Raw genomic sequence first — 15,737 nt, 5'->3', positions numbered from 1 at the left:
GGCCGCTGTAAGCCGCGACCGCATGCGTCCATGCGAGCCGGCACACACGACCGCCGGGCGCTTCCTTCCTTCGCCGTCGCGGAGGGGGATCCGCAGCGCCATCGGGTTTCGCCCGTCCGTATCGCTATTTCCTGGAGCTCGCGACAGTTGCTGTGCCTCGCGACAGATCGCAGGATACACGAGGGCGGGAATAGCGCGGCACGCGCCTGCCCGCGATGGTTCCGCGGCGTGCCGGCGCGACGGTCAAGTCAGCGCATCGCGGCTCTCGATCGCGATACGGATCGGCCGAGCATCGGTCTTCGTCAGGGCCCTCGAACGCGCGATACCGGCCCGCGCGTCAAGCTGGCGGCAGGGGTACGGTGCGTCCATGGACTCGCAGAGAGGTCCCGATACCGAACCGCTTCGGCGGGCGTCGCATGCGGCGGCGTCACCCAGGGATGGGCATCCTCGGGCGTCCGAACGGTGACGACGCGCTGCGACGCGAGCGCGATCGAAACGCCGCCCGTGCGCCGCAAGACGCCGAGGTCGAGCCGCAGCCAGCGGGGACGGCACCGCGCGGGAAGACGACGGTCGCTGACGACGATGTCGGCATGCGCACAAGCCTGGCGCAGCGTCTCCCATGGCAGGGGATAGGCGCTCCGCGTCGCGAGGAGGCGCCAGTGCCGTCCGCCGCGGACGAGCGCGATCGCGCAGGCGTCGCGGGTACATCGTGCTTCGGGACGATCCGACACCAGCATCGGATCGTCCTGCCCGCCTCCGGTTTCGCGCAGCATGTTGCGGACATAGTCGCCGGACCTGTCGCGCAGCACGGCCAGACCGTCGCGGGTGCGCACCGCAAGGTGCCTGCCGTCGGCCGTGATGAGGATGTCGGGCGCCGGCGTGAACGCCATCCAGAGGCAACCCGCGACCAGCGGCACCCCGCCCAGCCAGCGGACCGAGGACTGCCATAGCGCCAGCCACAGGCCGCCACCGACGCACAGGGCAAAGGCCGATGCCGGCACGGTGGCGAGCGCCATGGCGGACCCCGGCAGCGCGGCGACGGATCGGGCGATCCACAGCAGCAGCGCCATGGCTTTTCCCGTCATCCACCAGAAGGGTGCTCCAAGCCCCGCCGCATCCATCAGCAGCGCGAACGCCTCAAGCGGCATGATGACGAATGTGGTCAGCGGTATCGCAACGATATTGGCGAAGGCGCCATAAATACCCGCCCTGTGGAAATGGTAGATCGCGATCGGCATCAGCGCCGCCTCGACCAGCAGGCCGGTGACCAGCAGCGACAAGAGTTCCCGCGCGACGCGGCGCACACGCGTGTCCTCCTTCGCGGCGAACAGCGACGCGATCCGGGGATGCTCGTGGAACGCGACGATCGACACGATCGCGGCGAAGGATAGCTGGAAGCTCGGCCCGACGAGCGCGTCCGGCCAACCGATCAGGACGACGAGGGCACCGCCGGCCACCAGTCGCAGCGTGATCGCCTGGCGTCCCATCGCCATTGCCGTCAGCACCATCAGCGCGGCGACGCATGATCGTATCGTGGGAATCTGGTTGCCGGTCAGCCAGGTATAGCCGATCGCCGCGGCCGCGCCCGCCATGGCGGCGACGAGGGGCAGGCGAATGCGCAGCGCGAGCCATGGCCAGAGCGCAAGCAGGCGCAGGACGACGAACATCGTCGCGCCGACCGCCGCGGTGATGTGCAACCCGCTGACCGAGAGCAGGTGGGCCAGTCCCGCGCGGCGCATGGCCTCCGCGTCGGCCTGGCTGATCGCCCCCTCGTCCCCCGTCGCCAGCGCCGCGGCGATGCCCCCCGCGCTCCCCTCGAGCTGCGCGGTGATGTGGCGCGTCAGGCGGTCGCGCAACGCGGCGCCGCCCTCGCTTCCGCTCTTCGAAACGGACAGGGGGCCGAACGCCCGTCCCGTCGCGCCGATGCCCGCGAACCAGGCGACGCGCGCATAATCATAGGCGCCGGGCACCGCCGCTTCGGGCGGCGGCAGCAATCGCGCCGACAGGCGCACCCGATCGCTTGGCGCGATCGTATCCCCGACGTTCGCGGCGTCGACGTTGACCCGTATGCGGGTCGGCAGGCCGAGCCCGGCATCGGGGCGGATCGTCAGACGCACCAGGCCGCGCGCGGTCAGGGGTTCCGCCTGTTCCACCACACCTGCGAACCGGACCACCGCCGGATGGGCGAGCACGGGTGCGGCAGCGCGCTCGGCATGCCACCAGGCGAGGGCCACGCCGATCGCCACGGCAAGCGCGCCCGTCGCGACCGCCCGCGCCAGTCGGGTTCGCCCGTCGATCGCGGCCGCTCCCAGGCCCAGGCCTGTCGCGGCGAGGATCGCCGTCCGCCACGCGCGCGGATCGGGCGACACGAACCAGATCGCGATGCCCAGGCCCAGCATGACGGGCAGCCACAAGGGCAGCTGCTCGCGTTCCGATTCCAGCCATCGCTCGATCCGCCGGAGCGACCGCCCCCCTCCCTCGGGCCACGGGATTTGAAGGCGCGGAATGCGCGTGCTAGGGGCCGCCGCGGTTGAATAGGCCATCACCTCGAACCCTAAGGAGCAGGCGCGGTTGGGCGCAACAGTGGATCACGACGCGAACGGGAACGCCGCCGCCACGGGCACGGCGATCGTCACCCGGTTCGCCCCTTCGCCGACCGGCTATCTCCATCTGGGCGGCGCGCGCACGGCGCTGTTCAACTGGCTTTTTGCCCGCCATCACGGCGGCAGGTTCCTGCTGCGCATCGAGGATACCGATCGCGCCCGCTCGACCCAGCCGGCGATCGACGCGATCCTGGCGGGATTGAAGTGGCTCGGCATCGACTGGGACGGCGATGCGGTCTTCCAGTTCGCGCGCGCCGACCGGCATGCCGAGGTCGCGCACAAGATGGTCGCGAGCGGCAACGCCTACCGCTGCTACATGACGCAGGAAGAGATCGCCGCGCAGCGCGAGGCGGCGCAGGCGGAAAAGCGTCCCTTGCGCATCCGCTCGCCCTGGCGTGACCGGACCGATCATCACGAGGGGCAACCCTATGTCGTCCGGTTGAAGGCGCCGCGCGAGGGCGCGACCACGATCGAGGATCGCGTGCAGGGATCGGTCACCGTGCAGAACGCGGAACTCGACGATCTCATCCTGCTGCGGTCGGACGGCACCCCCACCTACATGCTCGCGGTGGTCGTCGACGACCATGATATGGGCGTGACGCACGTGATCCGTGGCGACGACCATCTCAACAACGCGTTCCGGCAGCTGCCGATCTACCGCGCGATGGATTGGCCGGAGCCGGTCTACGCCCACATTCCGCTGATCCACGGCACCGACGGCGCGAAGCTGTCGAAGCGCCACGGCGCGGTCGGGATCGAGGCCTATCGCGACGAGCTCGGGATCCTGCCCGAGGCGTTCGACAACTATCTGCTTCGCCTCGGCTGGGGCCATGGCGACGACGAGATCATCAGCCGCGATCAGGCGGTGGAATGGTTCGATCTGGCCGGCGTCGGCAAGAGCCCGTCGCGTTTCGACCTCAAGAAGCTCGAGAACCTCAACGGCCACTATATCCGCGCCGCGGACGACGGGCGGCTGGCCCGCCTTGTCGCGAACATCGGTGGATACGGCGAAGACGGCATCCCGCTGCTCACCCAGGCGATGCCGTTCCTCAAGGCGCGTGCCGCCAATCTCAACGACCTGGCGGACGGCGCCCGCTTCCTCTTCGCGCAGCGTCCGCTTCCCTTGGAAGCGTCCGCCTCGGACCTGCTCACCGAGGAAGCCCGATCGTTGCTTGCGCAACTGCACACGGCGCTTGACGCAGTGCAGCAGTGGGATCAGGAGACGATCGAAGCAGCGGTACGGCAGGTCGCCGACGCCCGGGGCGCCAAGCTCGGGCAGGTCGCCCAGCCGCTCCGCGCCGCTCTCACCGGGCGCAAGACATCGCCCGGCATCTTCGACGTGCTCGCGCTTCTGGGCAAAGAGGAAAGCCTCGGCCGAATCGCGGACCAGATGGCAGTCTGACAGGAAGGACAAGACATGACCGACACCGCGAAATTCGCCCTGGACGGCAAGGAATTCGAATACCCGGTCATGTCGGGTTCGGTCGGCCCCGACGTGGTCGACATCCGCAAGCTATATGCGCAGACCGGCGCCTTCACCTACGATCCCGGCTTCACGTCGACCGCCTCGTGCCGGTCGGCCCTGACCTACATCGACGGCGACGAGGGTGTGCTTCTGCACCGCGGCTATCCGATCGGCGAGCTCGCCGAACAGTCGAGCTTCATGGAGGTCGCCTATCTGCTGCTGAACGGCGAATTGCCCTCGGCGGACGAGCTGCAGACGTTCAACACGACGATCACCCGCCATACGATGGTGCACGAGCAGCTCGCGGCCTTCTTCCGCGGGTTCCGCCGCGATGCGCATCCGATGGCGATCATGTGCGGCGTCGTCGGCGCGCTGTCGGCCTTCTATCACGATTCGACCGACATCCACGATCCGGTGCAGCGCACCATCGCCAGCCACCGCCTGATCGCGAAGATTCCGACGATCGCCGCGATGGCGCACAAGTACAGCGTCGGCCAGCCGTTCCTCTATCCGGACAACTCGCTGAGCTACACGGGCAACTTCCTGCGCATGACCTTCGGCGTGCCGGCCGAGCCATATGAGGTCAATCCGGCGGTAGAGCGCGCGATGGACCGCATCTTCATCCTGCACGCCGATCACGAGCAGAACGCATCGACCTCCACCGTCCGCCTCGCGGGTTCGTCGGGTGCCAATCCGTTCGCCTGCATCGCGGCTGGCATCGCCTGCCTATGGGGTCCGGCGCACGGCGGCGCGAACGAGGCCGCGCTCAACATGCTTCGTGAGATCGGTACGCCCGAGCGCATTCCGGAATTCATCGCGCGCGCCAAGGACAAGAACGATCCGTTCCGCCTGATGGGCTTCGGCCATCGCGTCTACAAGAACTACGATCCGCGCGCGACCGTGATGCAGAAGACGGTGCGCGAGGTGTTCGACGCGCTCAAGGTCAACGATCCCCTGTTCGAGACCGCGCTGCGGCTCGAGGAGATCGCGCTCAGCGACGATTATTTCATCGAGAAGAAGCTGTTCCCGAACGTCGACTTCTATTCGGGCGTGATCCTGTCGGCGATCGGCTTCCCGACCGAGATGTTCACCGTGCTGTTCGCGCTGGCCCGTACCGTCGGCTGGGTCGCGCAGTGGAACGAGATGATCACCGATCCCGACCAGAAGATCGGCCGTCCGCGTCAGCTCTACACCGGGCCGACGCAGCGCAGCTACGTTCCGGTGGCGGAGCGCTGATGCGCCGGCTCCGGCCGATCCTCCTCGCGGTGGGCGTCATGCTGGCGCTCACCGGCGCGCTGTGGATCGGCCAGGGTCTCGGCTACGTCCACTGGCCCGAATCAAGCTTCATGCTCGACCAGCGGATTTGGGCCGACCGCGGCAGTGCGGTCGCGGTCTTCGGTCTTTTGCTGATCCTCGTCGCACGGCGTCTGCCGCGTCGCTGACGGCCCGCGCAAGGCGCAAATCCCGCCGCCGCCGAAGCGGCCTATCCGGCCGCGGCGGACTGGCGGCTATATATCGGCGGCGGGCAGGCTGAGCGTGAACGTGGCGCCCTCGCCCGGCACGCTTTCCACCGACAGGTCGCCGCCCATCGCCCGTGCCAGCCGGCGCGCGATGTAGAGCCCCAGGCCGTTGCCCCCGGCCTCCGTCGGATCCACGCGCTCGAATTTCTCGAAGATACGCGCCTGGTCCTCGGGCGCGATGCCCTTGCCCTGGTCCGCGACGACCGCCTCGGCCATTGCTCCGACGCGTGCCGCGGTGACCGTGACGACGCCATGGGCGGGCGAATAGCGAACCGCGTTGCTGATCAGGTTGACGAGGATTTGCAGCGTGCGTCGGAAATCGCCGGACGCCGTGATGCGCACGTCGGCCAGCGGCCGCGCGATGGCGATCCCGGTGTTCGACGCCTTGACCGACAGCAGGCCCGCCGCGCGGCGCGCGACATCGGCGAGGTCGATCGTCTCCACATCCGGGCGGAAGCCGGGACGTTCGACCGCCTCGAGATCGACGAGATCGTCGACGAGGCCGAGCAGATGCCGTCCCGCATTGGCGATGTCGGACGCGTAATCCGCATAGTCGGCCTGTACCGGGCCCTCGGCGCGCGCATGGATCGTGTCGGCATGAGCGATGATACGCGCGAGCGGCGTGCGCAGCGCCCGGTCCAGCCCCTGCGTGAAGTTCGAGGAGATCGCCGGTTCCGCGGAGGCCTCGACGATGGGGTCGATCAGGCGCGCGACGCCGATCAGGCCGGCGAAGCCGCCGCTCTGGTCCTGCCGCACGCGGGCGTCGAGCGTCACCGCGCGGTCGTTGATGCGCAGGCGCGCGGGCTGCGCGGTAAAGGGGCGCCGCCGTGCCATCGCCTCGAGGATGGGCATCGCGCCCCCGCTGTCGCTTTCGAGCGAGAAGAGCGCCGTCAGCGGCTGGCCGAGCAGCGCCAGCGCATCGATGCCATATTGGCGCGCACCCTCGATGCCGACGAAGGTCAGATGCAGCGCGGCGTCGGTTTCCCAAGGCAGATCGCCGTCCTCGTGCACCGGGCTTTCGGCTGCTTCGGGAACCGGACGCGGCCTGGCCTCCCGCCATCCGGATACCGCGATGCGCACGACCTCGCCATCCGGCTGCGCGCGCACCCACAAATCCAGGTCGCTATCCCCGTCCGCGACGGTGACGCCGCGCGAAACGAGGATGCCGAGCCGCTTCGCCAGCCGCGCGATGGTGGCGAGCTGCGGAACGGCCGGGATTTCGCCGATCCCGCCGCCGGCACCCGCATTGAGCGCCAGCAACGCGGGGTCGGCCGAGGCCAACCGCCCCGCCGCGTCGATCACCGCGTGCGACACGGGTATGTCGGGCAGTCCCTCGATCCTCAACGCATGCTCTCCCGGGCCAGCGCATCGATAGCGAGGCGAAGGTCGTGATGCAGCGTCAGCGGCGCCAGCGCCGAACGCGCGGTTTCGACCGGCACCGCCGCGATGGCGTCCAGCGCGTCCGCGAACGCCTCGATGTCGCGCCGCGGATCGGCATCCGCGAGGGCAAGGGCGATACGTGCGATCGTCTCCCGGTCCAGCGCCACCGCGCGCAGCGCCAGCCAGAGCCGGTCGCCTTCGGGCTCCAGCACGATCTGCCGCGCCGCCGAGAAGTCGATGTCGACCCCGCGGGCGAGCACCGCGATGAACAGCAGCAGGCGGCGATCGCCGAGCGCATCGACCAGCAGCGGCCCGATCTCCTCGCTGCGGGCATCGATCGCGGTCGCCAGCCGCATCGCCGCCGCCTCGGGCCGCTGGCCCTCGTCGTGGGCGCCCAGATTGCGCTGTGCCGCGGCGACGATCGCGCGATCGAGCGCGGCGTCGCCGGCATCGCCGACGTTCTGCGCCTCGCGGATACATGCCGCCACCCACCAGACGAGCTGGTGGTGCCGCTCGGCCGGCAGGGCGGAATGATGCGCCCTGCCCTGTTCGATCGCGGTGCGCCGCCGCGCTTCGGCGGTCAGCAAGGCGCGGGCCGCCGCTGCAACGACGCCGTCATCGACCTCCGTCAGGCGGATCAGCAGGCTCGGCTGCTCTGCATCCGCAGAAACGGGGGCGAGCGCCTGCCCGATCTGGTCGGCACGGACCTGCGCCAGCAGCTCGTCCATCAGCTGGCGATCGCGCAGCAGGCCGGCGCGGCCGAGCCGACGCAGGACGTCGTCGGGGCCGCGCAGGATGCGCTCGGCGGCATCCGACTGCGTTCGTTCGGCAAGCACCCGGGCCGCATGATGGCGAATGTCGGTCTCGATCGCCCGTACCACCGCCTCCAGCAGCTGGCCCAGCATCGTGCGCGTGCGCTCGTCCAGCCGCGCGTCGTCGGGCAGGAAGAAATCGGCGATCGCCGCCCCCAGTCGCGAATCGGCGGCAGCACCCAGCCGCCGCGCCGCCGCGAGGCGCGCGGCGAGCGTATGGCGTTGCTGATGCTCCGGCTCGACCGACATGGTCCTCGCGCTAGTCCCTTTAGCGTTAAGGTGGTGCTAAGGCTCGCGCCGCAGACGCTCGATTGCGGCGAACGCCGTCGCCACGGCATAGACGCAGCCCGCGATCAGCGCCACCAGCGGTGCATCGACCAGCGCACCGAGCCAGACCGGCACCAGATAGGCCGGGGCGCTGCCCCACCAGCCCTTGCGCGGCGCGGGACCGACCGCACGCTCGCCGAGCGCGGCGACGAGGATGAGGCCGATGGCAAGCACCAGCGGCACGCCGTCGCGCGCCAGCACCGTCTCGTCATGACCATAGGTAAGCACGGCGAGCGCCGGCAGGACCGACGCGCCGACCTTCAGCCCCCGCGCCATGCCGGGATCGTCGCGCAGATCCGCGAGCGCACTTGCGACCAGCAAGCCCACCGTCCCCGCCATGGCCAGCAAGAGCCCGGCGATGGGATGCGACAGATACGTCAGTACCAATGCGATGAGGCCGACGACCGCGCCGCCTGCCGCCACCGCGGGCGCGGACACGCCGCGCGGCACGAGCATCGGGATCGTGGCGCGGGCGATCGGCGTGACGACGAAACGCTCGAACCAGCCGCTGCGGCCGGAAACCATCGCGGTCAGCACGCGGCGGCCGCGCGCCTCCAGCGCCTGTCCGGAATGGCCGAGCGCATGGCCGCCCCGGATCGCGCCGGCCGGCAACAGCATGTGGACGGCCTGCGCCTGTTCGGCGAGCCTGATCAGCGTCGACTGCAGGTCGTAGTCGCGGGGCAGCGCCGCGAGTTCCGCGACGCGACGCGCCTCGAGCCGGGCAACGCCGGCCCAGACCATGCCGCCGCCCACGCGCTCATATCCCGTCTGCGCCGCGTCCTGCGGCATGACCAGCAACGCATCGCCGCCACCCTGGGCGAGCGCGGCGATCGTCTCCTCGGTGGTCGTGAGACCGTCCGCGAGCATGAGCACGCGTGCCAGCGGGTGCAGCTTCTCCGCCGCCTCGGCCGCGGTGCGGACGGTGTCCACCGCGATCCCGCGGCGGCCGATGCGATTGATCGCACCGAGCAGTTCCGGCGTCAGGCGCGCGACGACGATGACGATCTGCGACGCGCCGGCGGCGACCAGCAGCCGCGCCTGATATTCGATCAGCGTCATGCCGCCGAACGGCAGCGTGGCGGTCAACATCGCGGGCCGATCGTCCGCGTCGTGCATGGCAATGAGAAGGCCCGCGAGCATCCGCCTGCTGGTAGGGGCTAGGTCCGGCGCTGGCTAGGTCGGATCGACATGGCCGGCCTCGTGATGCTTTATCCGGGGGTGGCGACGGTCGTGCGCTACAGGCGCGCGACGGTCCGCTTCAGCTTGGCGAGCGTGGGCGCGTCGTGCGGCAAGGTCGCCGCGCGATTGGCCATGGCCATCAGCCGAACCGCGCCGAAGCTCGCGGCGAGGCCCGTCAGGCGGGCGGTCGCATCGCGCCACGCGGCGCGATCCTCTGCCGCTTCCAGCGCGGCGACCGCGTTATGCGCGCTCTCGACGAACGCGACGCGCAGTTCGGCGATCAGGGCGGGTTCGTCGCCGACCGCGGCCGCGAGGGTCGCGTCGATCGCTCCGGGATCATAAGCCATCGCCGCGACTCTAGGTGCGGGAGCTTAACGCTTCGTTGCGGTTTCGCTTTGTCCGCGCGGCAAAGGCTTGTAGGTTCGCCAGGTTCAAAAGGGGGTTCCATGATCGTCGACATGCGGGCGGACGCCGGCGGCCACAGCCATGCGGAACATGTCGGCATTGCGCCGCACACCCATGACGATCATCTCGACCTTGCCGATCAGCATCCCGCGTGGACGCTGTCGGTCTCGCCCGAAGCACCGTCGCGCGCATGGGTGTTGCCCGTGGTCGCGCTTGTCGTGTCCCTCGCCTGGCTCGTCGGCATGCTGTGGCTCGTCCGCGATGATGTCGCGCTGCTGAGCCCCGTCGCGCTGGTCGAGCTGATCGCCGCGCTCGCGGTCGTGCCGGCGCTTCTGGGAATCATCTGTCTGCTGGTGATGCGTACCAGCCGCGCCGAGGCGCGCCGATTCGGCGACACGGCCCGCGCGATGCGGACGGAGGCGGCAAGTCTCGAACGGACCGTGGCGGTGCTGTCCCGGTCGCTCGACGCCAACCGTCGCGTGCTGGCCGAGCAGATCTCCAGCCTGATGACGATGGGCGACGGCGCGAACGAGCGGCTGCTGGCGGTCGGGCGCGGGCTTTCGGCCGAAGTCGCTGCGGCGGAGGCGCATGCCCGCACCCTGCGCGAAGTCGCGACCACGGCGCAGGCGAGCGTCGACGTGCTGCTCGCCACCCTGCCCCGCGCGCAGGACGAGATCGAGGCGGCGCGCGCGCAGCTGGAGGCCAGCGGGCTGACCGCCGGTCGCCATGCCGCCGCGCTCGAGGGCCAGCTGGCGGCTTTGGCCGAGCGCGGCCGCGAAGCCGATCTGATCGCGGGCGGCGCGGCGCAGCGGCTTGCCGCGCATCTCGCGCGGATGGAGGCGACCAGCGAGACTGCCGGGGCCCGGCTCGAGGCGGTGACGAGCGAGATGTCCGGCTCGGTCGACGCGTTGCTCGGCCGCACCGCCGACGCGATCGACGAGGCGCGCAAGGGCATCGCGACGCAGGGCGATGCCATGCTCGCCATGCTGCGCGCCAACCAAGCCGCGCTCGACAGCGCAGCGCGCAACAGTGCCGACGCACTCGCCGAACGGATCGGCGCGGTCGAGGACGTCATCGATCGGGTCGTCACGCGGCTCGAACGCCACCGCGCCGCGAGCGACGACATGATCGTCGTCATCGATGCGGAGATCGATCGCGTCGAAACCCGCATGGACGCGCTGCATACGCAGGGCGTGGAACGATCGCAGATGCTCGCCGCCTCGATCAGCGCGCTGGGTGGTTCGGCCGATGCGATGACCGAGGCGCTGCGTACCGGCGAGGCGATGGCGACGCGGACGATCGGCACGACCGAATCGTTGCTGATCGCGCTCGACGCCGCCGCGCGCGAGATCGACGAAACCCTGCCCGAGGCGCTCGCCCGTCTCGATGCGCGGATCGCCTCGAGCAAGCAGGTGGTCGTCGCGGCCAAGCCCGAGTTGCTCGCGCTCGTCACCGCCGCGGAAAGCACGCACGATGCGATCGAGGCGATCGCCGGCGTCATCGCCGATCAGCGCCGGACGCTCGACACGCTGTCGAACACGCTTCTCCAGACGCTCACCGAGGGACGCAGCAAGGCCGACTCGCTCGGGACCATGGTCGACGAGACGATCGAGCGGACGCATCGCTTCGCCGAGGAGGCCGCGCCGCGGCTCGTCGAGGCGCTGCTGCGGGTCCGCGACACCGCGTCGACCGCCGCCGATCGGGCGCGCGAGACGCTCGCCTCCGTCATCCCCGAGGCCGCCGCGGCACTGGAGGAGGCGAGCACCGTCGCCATGCGGCGCGCGGCGAGCGACACGGTGGAGCGGCAGGTGCGCGCGATCGGCGAAGCGACCGACGACGCGGTCGCCGCCGCGAGCCGCGCCACGGAGCGACTTTCCGCGCAGGTGCAGGAGATTCTCGACAAGACCGCATTGGTCGAAACGCGGATCGAGGATGCACGGACCGAACGCGAGGAGGCCGATCGCAACAGCTTCGCGCGGCGCGCCTCGCTGCTGATCGAGTCGCTCAACTCCGCCGCAATCGACGTCACCAAGGCGTTCGCGCCGGAAGTGTCGGACAGCGCCTGGGCCGCCTATCTGAAGGGGGACCGCGGCGTCTTTACCCGCCGCGCGGTGCGCATCCTCGAGCCCGCCGATGCGCGCGAGATCGCCCGGCTCTACGACGACGACGCGACCTTCCGCGAAACGGTCAACCGCTACATCCACGACTTCGAAGGGATGCTGCGCACGATCCTGGCGCAGCGGGACGGTTCGCCGCTCGGCGTGACGTTGCTCTCGTCGGACATGGGCAAGCTCTACGTCGCGCTCGCACAGGCGATCGAGCGCCTGCGCTAGCGCGCGATCCAGCGGAGCGCGCCGCTCTAACGCCCCCCCCTCGCGCGCGGTTGCGCCGCCGGCGGTCGGTGGACGATCAGCGGATGGACCTCGGCGCGAAGGCGGCAGGACCGCGTTCCCCTGCTAGACCGGTCCCATCGCGCGCCGACGCCGCGCGGCGGCGGACGCCGGTCCTCAGGCGTCGTTATAGATTTCGTCGGGATTGAACAGGTCGAGCATCCGCGGTGTCACCCAGCCGAACTCGTAGTTCGCAACGAACAGGCCGAACAGGATGGTCGCGACGATCGTGACCCTCAGCGCGAGCCGCCCGAGGTGGAATTCGTGCGGCGCGCTTTCGGCCTGGCCGGGTACGTGCTCTCCCCCGACCTCTCGCGTCGTCCTCACGCCCCAGGGCAACACGAGGAAGACGGAGAAAGCCCAGAACAGCACGTAAATCGCCAGCATTGACGTCCAGCGCATGGGGCCTTCCTCCGCTTGCCGGTTCAGGCCTGGACGATCAGCACGTCGACGATCGGCTTCTTGCCCGTCCAACGGGTCGCCACGCGGCGTACGGCGAGGCGGATGTCCTCGCGGCGCCGATCGACTTCGCGCTTACCGCTCATCGCCTCCTGCGCCGCGGCGACCGCATCCTCGACGAACGCCAGACGATCCTCCTCGACGGGCACGCCCTGCACGCGCACCTGCGGCGTGCCGATGCCGCGCCCGTTGCGATCGATCGCGACCGCGACCGAGATCTGGCCGTTGATCGCCAGCTTGCGGCGCTCGTTGATCGTCGATCCGTCGGCGGGCAGGATCACGTCGCCGTCCAGCACGAGCCGGCCCACGCCCGCATGGCCGATCTTCGTCGCCTGACCCGGCAACAGCCGCACGATCTCGCCGTCGCTCTGCACGATCGCCTGGGGCACGCCCTGCGCCTGCGCGTAGCGGGCATGTTCCATCATGTGCCGCATCTCGCCATGCACCGGCACGAGCAACTCTGGACGGATCCACCCATACATCTGCGCGAGCTCGGGCCGCCCCGGATGGCCGGAGACGTGGACATGCGCCTGACGCTCGGTGACCATGCGCACGCCCTTGGCGGCGAGCGTGTTCTGGATCTTGCCGATCGCGATCTCGTTCCCCGGAATCTGCTTCGACGAGAAGATGACCGTGTCGCCCTCGTCCAGCTTGATCGTGTGGCTGCCGTCCGCGACACGGGCAAGCGCGGCGCGCGGTTCGCCCTGGCCGCCGGTGGCGACGATCAGGACCTTGTTGCGGGGCAGCCGCATCGCCGTCTCCGGATCCACGGTCTCGGGAAAATCACCCAGATAGCCGCAGGCGCGCGCCACCTTCAGGATCCGGTCCAGCGAGCGGCCGGTGACGCAGAGCTTGCGTCCCGTCTCGCGCGCCACCTCGCCCAGCGTGTGCAGCCGGGCGGCATTGGAGGCGAAGGTCGTCACCAGCACGCGCCCGCGCGCCTTGGCGATCGTCTCGGCCAGCCCGCGCCGCACCGACGACTCGGAGCCGGACGCTTCCTCGTTGAAGACGTTGGTGGAATCGCAGACGAGAACGTCGATTCCCGCATCGCCGATCTTGGCGAGCGTCTCGCCGCTCGTCGGCTTGCCGATCACGGGATGGGGATCGAGCTTCCAGTCGCCGGTGTGGAAGACGCTGCCGGCGGCCGTCTCGATCACCAGCGCATTGGGCTCGGGGATCGAATGCGACAGTTCGACGAAGCGGACGTCGAACGGCCCGATCCGCTCCGCCCCGCCCGGCTGAACGACGCGCAGCTTGACGCGGTTGGCGTTGCCCTCTTCCTCCAGCTTCCCGCGGATCAGCCCGGCGGTGAACGGCGTCGCGTAGAGCGGCACGCCCAGGTCTTCGGCCAGATAGGGCAAGGCGCCGATATGGTCTTCGTGCCCGTGCGTCAGCACGATGCCGACCAGGTCCTCGCGGCGATCCTCGATGAAGGCAAGGTCCGGCAGGACGAGGTCGATGCCGGGATAGGCCGCATCGGCGAAGGTCACGCCGCAATCGACCATCAGCCATTTGCCGGCATGGCCATAGAGGTTGACGTTCATGCCGATCTCGCCCGAGCCGCCGAGCGCGCAGAAGAGCAATTCGTTATTCTTGGGGGTCATCAATATCTTTCGGAAAATCTCTCGTGCGCCCGCCAGGCCGAACGGCGCGAGCGCGTCATGGGTGGATATGGGCTCTTTCGGCCATGATCGCCAGTCCCTGTATCGTCAGGTCGGGCTCGACGACGTCGAAGGCGGCGGTATGTTGCTCGAACAGGATCGCGAGGCCGCCGGTCGCAATCACCTTCACCGGGCGGCCGACCTCGGCCCGCAGCCGCGCGACCAGGCCCTCGATCATCGCGATATAGCCCCAGAAGATGCCGATATGCATCTGGTCGACCGTATTGCGGCCGATGACGCTGGTGGAAGCCGGTGCCTCGATCGCGATCCGCGGCAGTTTCGCCGCGGCGCTGACCAGCGCGTCGAGCGACAGGTTGATCCCGGGTGCGATGATCCCGCCCTTGTAGGCGCCGCGATAGTCGCTGACGTCGAATGTCGTCGCGGTGCCGAAGTCGATCACGATCAGGTCGCCCTCGTGCAGCGCATGCGCCGCGATCGTGTTGACCGCGCGGTCCGCGCCCAGATTCTGCGGCTCGTCGACGTCGAGCGCGATACCCCATTCGACCGGCGCGCGCCCCGCGATCAGGGCCTCAGTGCGGAAGTATTTGCTCGCGAGGACCTGCAAATTGTGCAGCGCGCGGGGCACCACCGTCGCGACGATCACCGCATGGACGTCATCGCGCGCGAAGCCTTCGAGCGCGAGCAGCTGGCTGAGCCAGACGGCATATTCGTCCGCCGTCCGGCGCGGATCGGTCGCGATCCGCCAGCGGCCGCGGATTTCGCGTCCCTCGACCAGCGCGAACACGACATTGGTATTGCCGGCATCGATCGCGAGCAGCATCGCCTACGCCACCTTCCCTTGCGGCGGCCCGCGCCGCCCGATTGCCCTCACGGCAGGAATACGTCGCCGGCGTGCATGACACGCCGGGTACCGTCAGCCAAGCGCAGGACCAGCGCGCCATCGGCGTCGAGACCGTCGAACAAAGCCTCCAGCCGGGTCTCGCCATCCCGCACCGACAGGGCCGTCCCGACCGGATGCGCCGCTGCGAGCCAGGCGCGTCGAACGACATCGAACCCTTCGTCCCGCCAGCGGGTGATCCACCGCGCGAGGACGTCGGCCAGCACCTCCACCAGCGTCGCCGCGCCGATCGCGCAATCCTGCGCCGCCAGGCTGGTGGTGCGTCGGTCGGGCAAGACCGGGTGATGCGCGACATTGACACCGATACCGATCACGACCGCATCGCCGCTCCGTTCGAGCAGGATACCCGCCAGCTTCGCGCCGTCGACCATCACGTCGTTGGGCCATTTCAGCATGGCCCTGCCCGGCACATAGAGGGAAAGCGCCTCGTGCAGCGCCACCGCCGCGAGCAGCGCCAGCGACGCCGCCGGCGGGTCGCCGGCTCGCAGTCGGACGAGCGTGCTGGCGTACAGATTGCCCGCGGGCGATTCCCACACGCGCCCCTGCCGGCCCCGCCCTGCCACCTGCCGCTCGGCACGGAGCCACTCGCCCTCCCGCGCGCCGTGCGCGGCGAGGTGGAGAAGATCGGCGTTGGTCGATCCCGTCTCGACGATGGTACGGATCGACACGGGCGGTGA

At 69.8% G+C, this 15,737-nt stretch carries 13 protein-coding genes; 4 read left to right on the top strand and 9 right to left on the bottom strand.

Annotated features, from left to right (window positions below; genetic code table 11):
• Nucleotides 1-302: 302 nt before the first annotated feature.
• Nucleotides 303-2,543: a ComEC/Rec2 family competence protein gene (locus IQ292_RS14225; RefSeq protein ID WP_203310966.1), complete on the bottom strand. Its 2,241-nt coding sequence runs from the start codon at nucleotides 2,541-2,543 to the stop codon at nucleotides 303-305.
• A 40-nt stretch (nucleotides 2,544-2,583) separates the two neighbouring features.
• Between IQ292_RS14225 and gltX the strand changes: the two genes are divergently transcribed.
• Genes gltX through IQ292_RS14210 form a run of 3 tightly spaced genes read left to right on the top strand, consistent with a single transcriptional unit; the run spans nucleotide 2,584 to nucleotide 5,510 of the window.
• Nucleotides 2,584-4,005 (top strand): glutamate--tRNA ligase, encoded by a 1,422-nt coding sequence (gltX, locus tag IQ292_RS14220; protein WP_203310965.1) that lies wholly within the window; start codon nucleotides 2,584-2,586, stop codon nucleotides 4,003-4,005.
• 15 nt (nucleotides 4,006-4,020) lie between these two features.
• Entirely contained in the window at nucleotides 4,021-5,304 is a 1,284-nt protein-coding gene (locus IQ292_RS14215; protein WP_203310964.1) for a citrate synthase, read from the top strand.
• Entirely contained in the window at nucleotides 5,304-5,510 is a 207-nt protein-coding gene (locus tag IQ292_RS14210; protein WP_203310963.1) for a hypothetical protein, read from the top strand. Before IQ292_RS14215 ends, IQ292_RS14210 begins: the two co-directional genes overlap by 1 nt.
• Before the next feature lie 66 nt (nucleotides 5,511-5,576).
• Here the strand turns inward: IQ292_RS14210 and IQ292_RS14205 are convergent, their stop codons facing one another.
• From IQ292_RS14205 to IQ292_RS14190, 4 genes are all read right to left on the bottom strand, one after another.
• Nucleotides 5,577-6,932, bottom strand: a complete 1,356-nt coding sequence (locus IQ292_RS14205) for a sensor histidine kinase (RefSeq protein ID WP_238941104.1) — start codon at nucleotides 6,930-6,932, stop codon at nucleotides 5,577-5,579.
• Nucleotides 6,929-8,029, bottom strand: coding sequence for a DUF2336 domain-containing protein (locus tag IQ292_RS14200; RefSeq protein ID WP_203310962.1), 1,101 nt, complete (start codon nucleotides 8,027-8,029; stop codon nucleotides 6,929-6,931). The genes IQ292_RS14205 and IQ292_RS14200 overlap by 4 nt, the downstream gene beginning before the upstream one ends.
• Nucleotides 8,030-8,065: 36 nt before the next feature.
• Complete coding sequence (locus IQ292_RS14195; RefSeq protein ID WP_203310961.1) at nucleotides 8,066-9,247, bottom strand: nucleotidyltransferase family protein; 1,182 nt, start codon at nucleotides 9,245-9,247, stop codon at nucleotides 8,066-8,068.
• Between the two features lie 95 nt (nucleotides 9,248-9,342).
• Entirely contained in the window at nucleotides 9,343-9,633 is a 291-nt protein-coding gene (locus IQ292_RS14190; RefSeq protein ID WP_203310960.1) for an Hpt domain-containing protein, read from the bottom strand.
• 99 nt (nucleotides 9,634-9,732) lie between these two features.
• Here IQ292_RS14190 and IQ292_RS14185 point away from each other — a divergent pair, with 99 nt between their 5' ends.
• Nucleotides 9,733-12,024 (top strand): coiled-coil domain-containing protein, encoded by a 2,292-nt coding sequence (locus IQ292_RS14185; RefSeq protein WP_238941103.1) that lies wholly within the window; start codon nucleotides 9,733-9,735, stop codon nucleotides 12,022-12,024.
• A gap of 174 nt (nucleotides 12,025-12,198) precedes the next feature.
• On the opposite strand, the gene IQ292_RS14180 is transcribed toward IQ292_RS14185, so the two are convergent.
• The 4 genes from IQ292_RS14180 to IQ292_RS14165 are packed head-to-tail and all read right to left on the bottom strand — an operon-like array spanning nucleotide 12,199 to nucleotide 15,728.
• Entirely contained in the window at nucleotides 12,199-12,483 is a 285-nt protein-coding gene (locus IQ292_RS14180) for a DUF1467 family protein (RefSeq protein WP_203310959.1), read from the bottom strand.
• A gap of 23 nt (nucleotides 12,484-12,506) precedes the next feature.
• Nucleotides 12,507-14,144 (bottom strand): ribonuclease J, encoded by a 1,638-nt coding sequence (locus IQ292_RS14175; RefSeq protein WP_203310958.1) that lies wholly within the window; start codon nucleotides 14,142-14,144, stop codon nucleotides 12,507-12,509.
• Nucleotides 14,145-14,199: 55 nt separating this feature from the next.
• Nucleotides 14,200-14,982 carry a type III pantothenate kinase gene (locus tag IQ292_RS14170; protein WP_203310957.1) on the bottom strand — a complete coding sequence of 261 codons (783 nt, stop codon included), beginning with the start codon at nucleotides 14,980-14,982 and terminating at the stop codon, nucleotides 14,200-14,202.
• A 47-nt stretch (nucleotides 14,983-15,029) separates the two neighbouring features.
• Nucleotides 15,030-15,728 carry a biotin--[acetyl-CoA-carboxylase] ligase gene (locus IQ292_RS14165; protein WP_203310956.1) on the bottom strand — a complete coding sequence of 233 codons (699 nt, stop codon included), beginning with the start codon at nucleotides 15,726-15,728 and terminating at the stop codon, nucleotides 15,030-15,032.
• Nucleotides 15,729-15,737: the final 9 nt, after the last annotated feature.

The sequence above is a fragment of the Sphingomonas beigongshangi genome, assembly GCF_016820445.1.
Taxonomy (GTDB): domain Bacteria; phylum Pseudomonadota; class Alphaproteobacteria; order Sphingomonadales; family Sphingomonadaceae; genus Sphingomonas; species Sphingomonas beigongshangi.
This window is presented reverse-complemented; position numbering and strand designations above follow the sequence as displayed.

What these genes read in the sequence shown, in the direction of transcription:
- IQ292_RS14225 (WP_203310966.1), bottom strand. Translation starts at nt 2,543, where the DNA reads ATGGCCTATTCAACCGCGGCGGCCCCTAGCACGCGCATTCCGCGCCTT.
- IQ292_RS14215 (WP_203310964.1), top strand. Translation starts at nt 4,021, where the DNA reads ATGACCGACACCGCGAAATTCGCCCTGGACGGCAAGGAATTCGAATAC.
- IQ292_RS14210 (WP_203310963.1), top strand. Translation starts at nt 5,304, where the DNA reads ATGCGCCGGCTCCGGCCGATCCTCCTCGCGGTGGGCGTCATGCTGGCG.
- IQ292_RS14200 (WP_203310962.1), bottom strand. Translation starts at nt 8,029, where the DNA reads ATGTCGGTCGAGCCGGAGCATCAGCAACGCCATACGCTCGCCGCGCGC.
- IQ292_RS14195 (WP_203310961.1), bottom strand. Translation starts at nt 9,247, where the DNA reads ATGCTCGCGGGCCTTCTCATTGCCATGCACGACGCGGACGATCGGCCC.
- IQ292_RS14190 (WP_203310960.1), bottom strand. Translation starts at nt 9,633, where the DNA reads ATGGCTTATGATCCCGGAGCGATCGACGCGACCCTCGCGGCCGCGGTC.
- IQ292_RS14185 (WP_238941103.1), top strand. Translation starts at nt 9,733, where the DNA reads ATGATCGTCGACATGCGGGCGGACGCCGGCGGCCACAGCCATGCGGAA.
- IQ292_RS14180 (WP_203310959.1), bottom strand. Translation starts at nt 12,483, where the DNA reads ATGCGCTGGACGTCAATGCTGGCGATTTACGTGCTGTTCTGGGCTTTC.
- IQ292_RS14175 (WP_203310958.1), bottom strand. Translation starts at nt 14,144, where the DNA reads ATGACCCCCAAGAATAACGAATTGCTCTTCTGCGCGCTCGGCGGCTCG.
- IQ292_RS14170 (WP_203310957.1), bottom strand. Translation starts at nt 14,982, where the DNA reads ATGCTGCTCGCGATCGATGCCGGCAATACCAATGTCGTGTTCGCGCTG.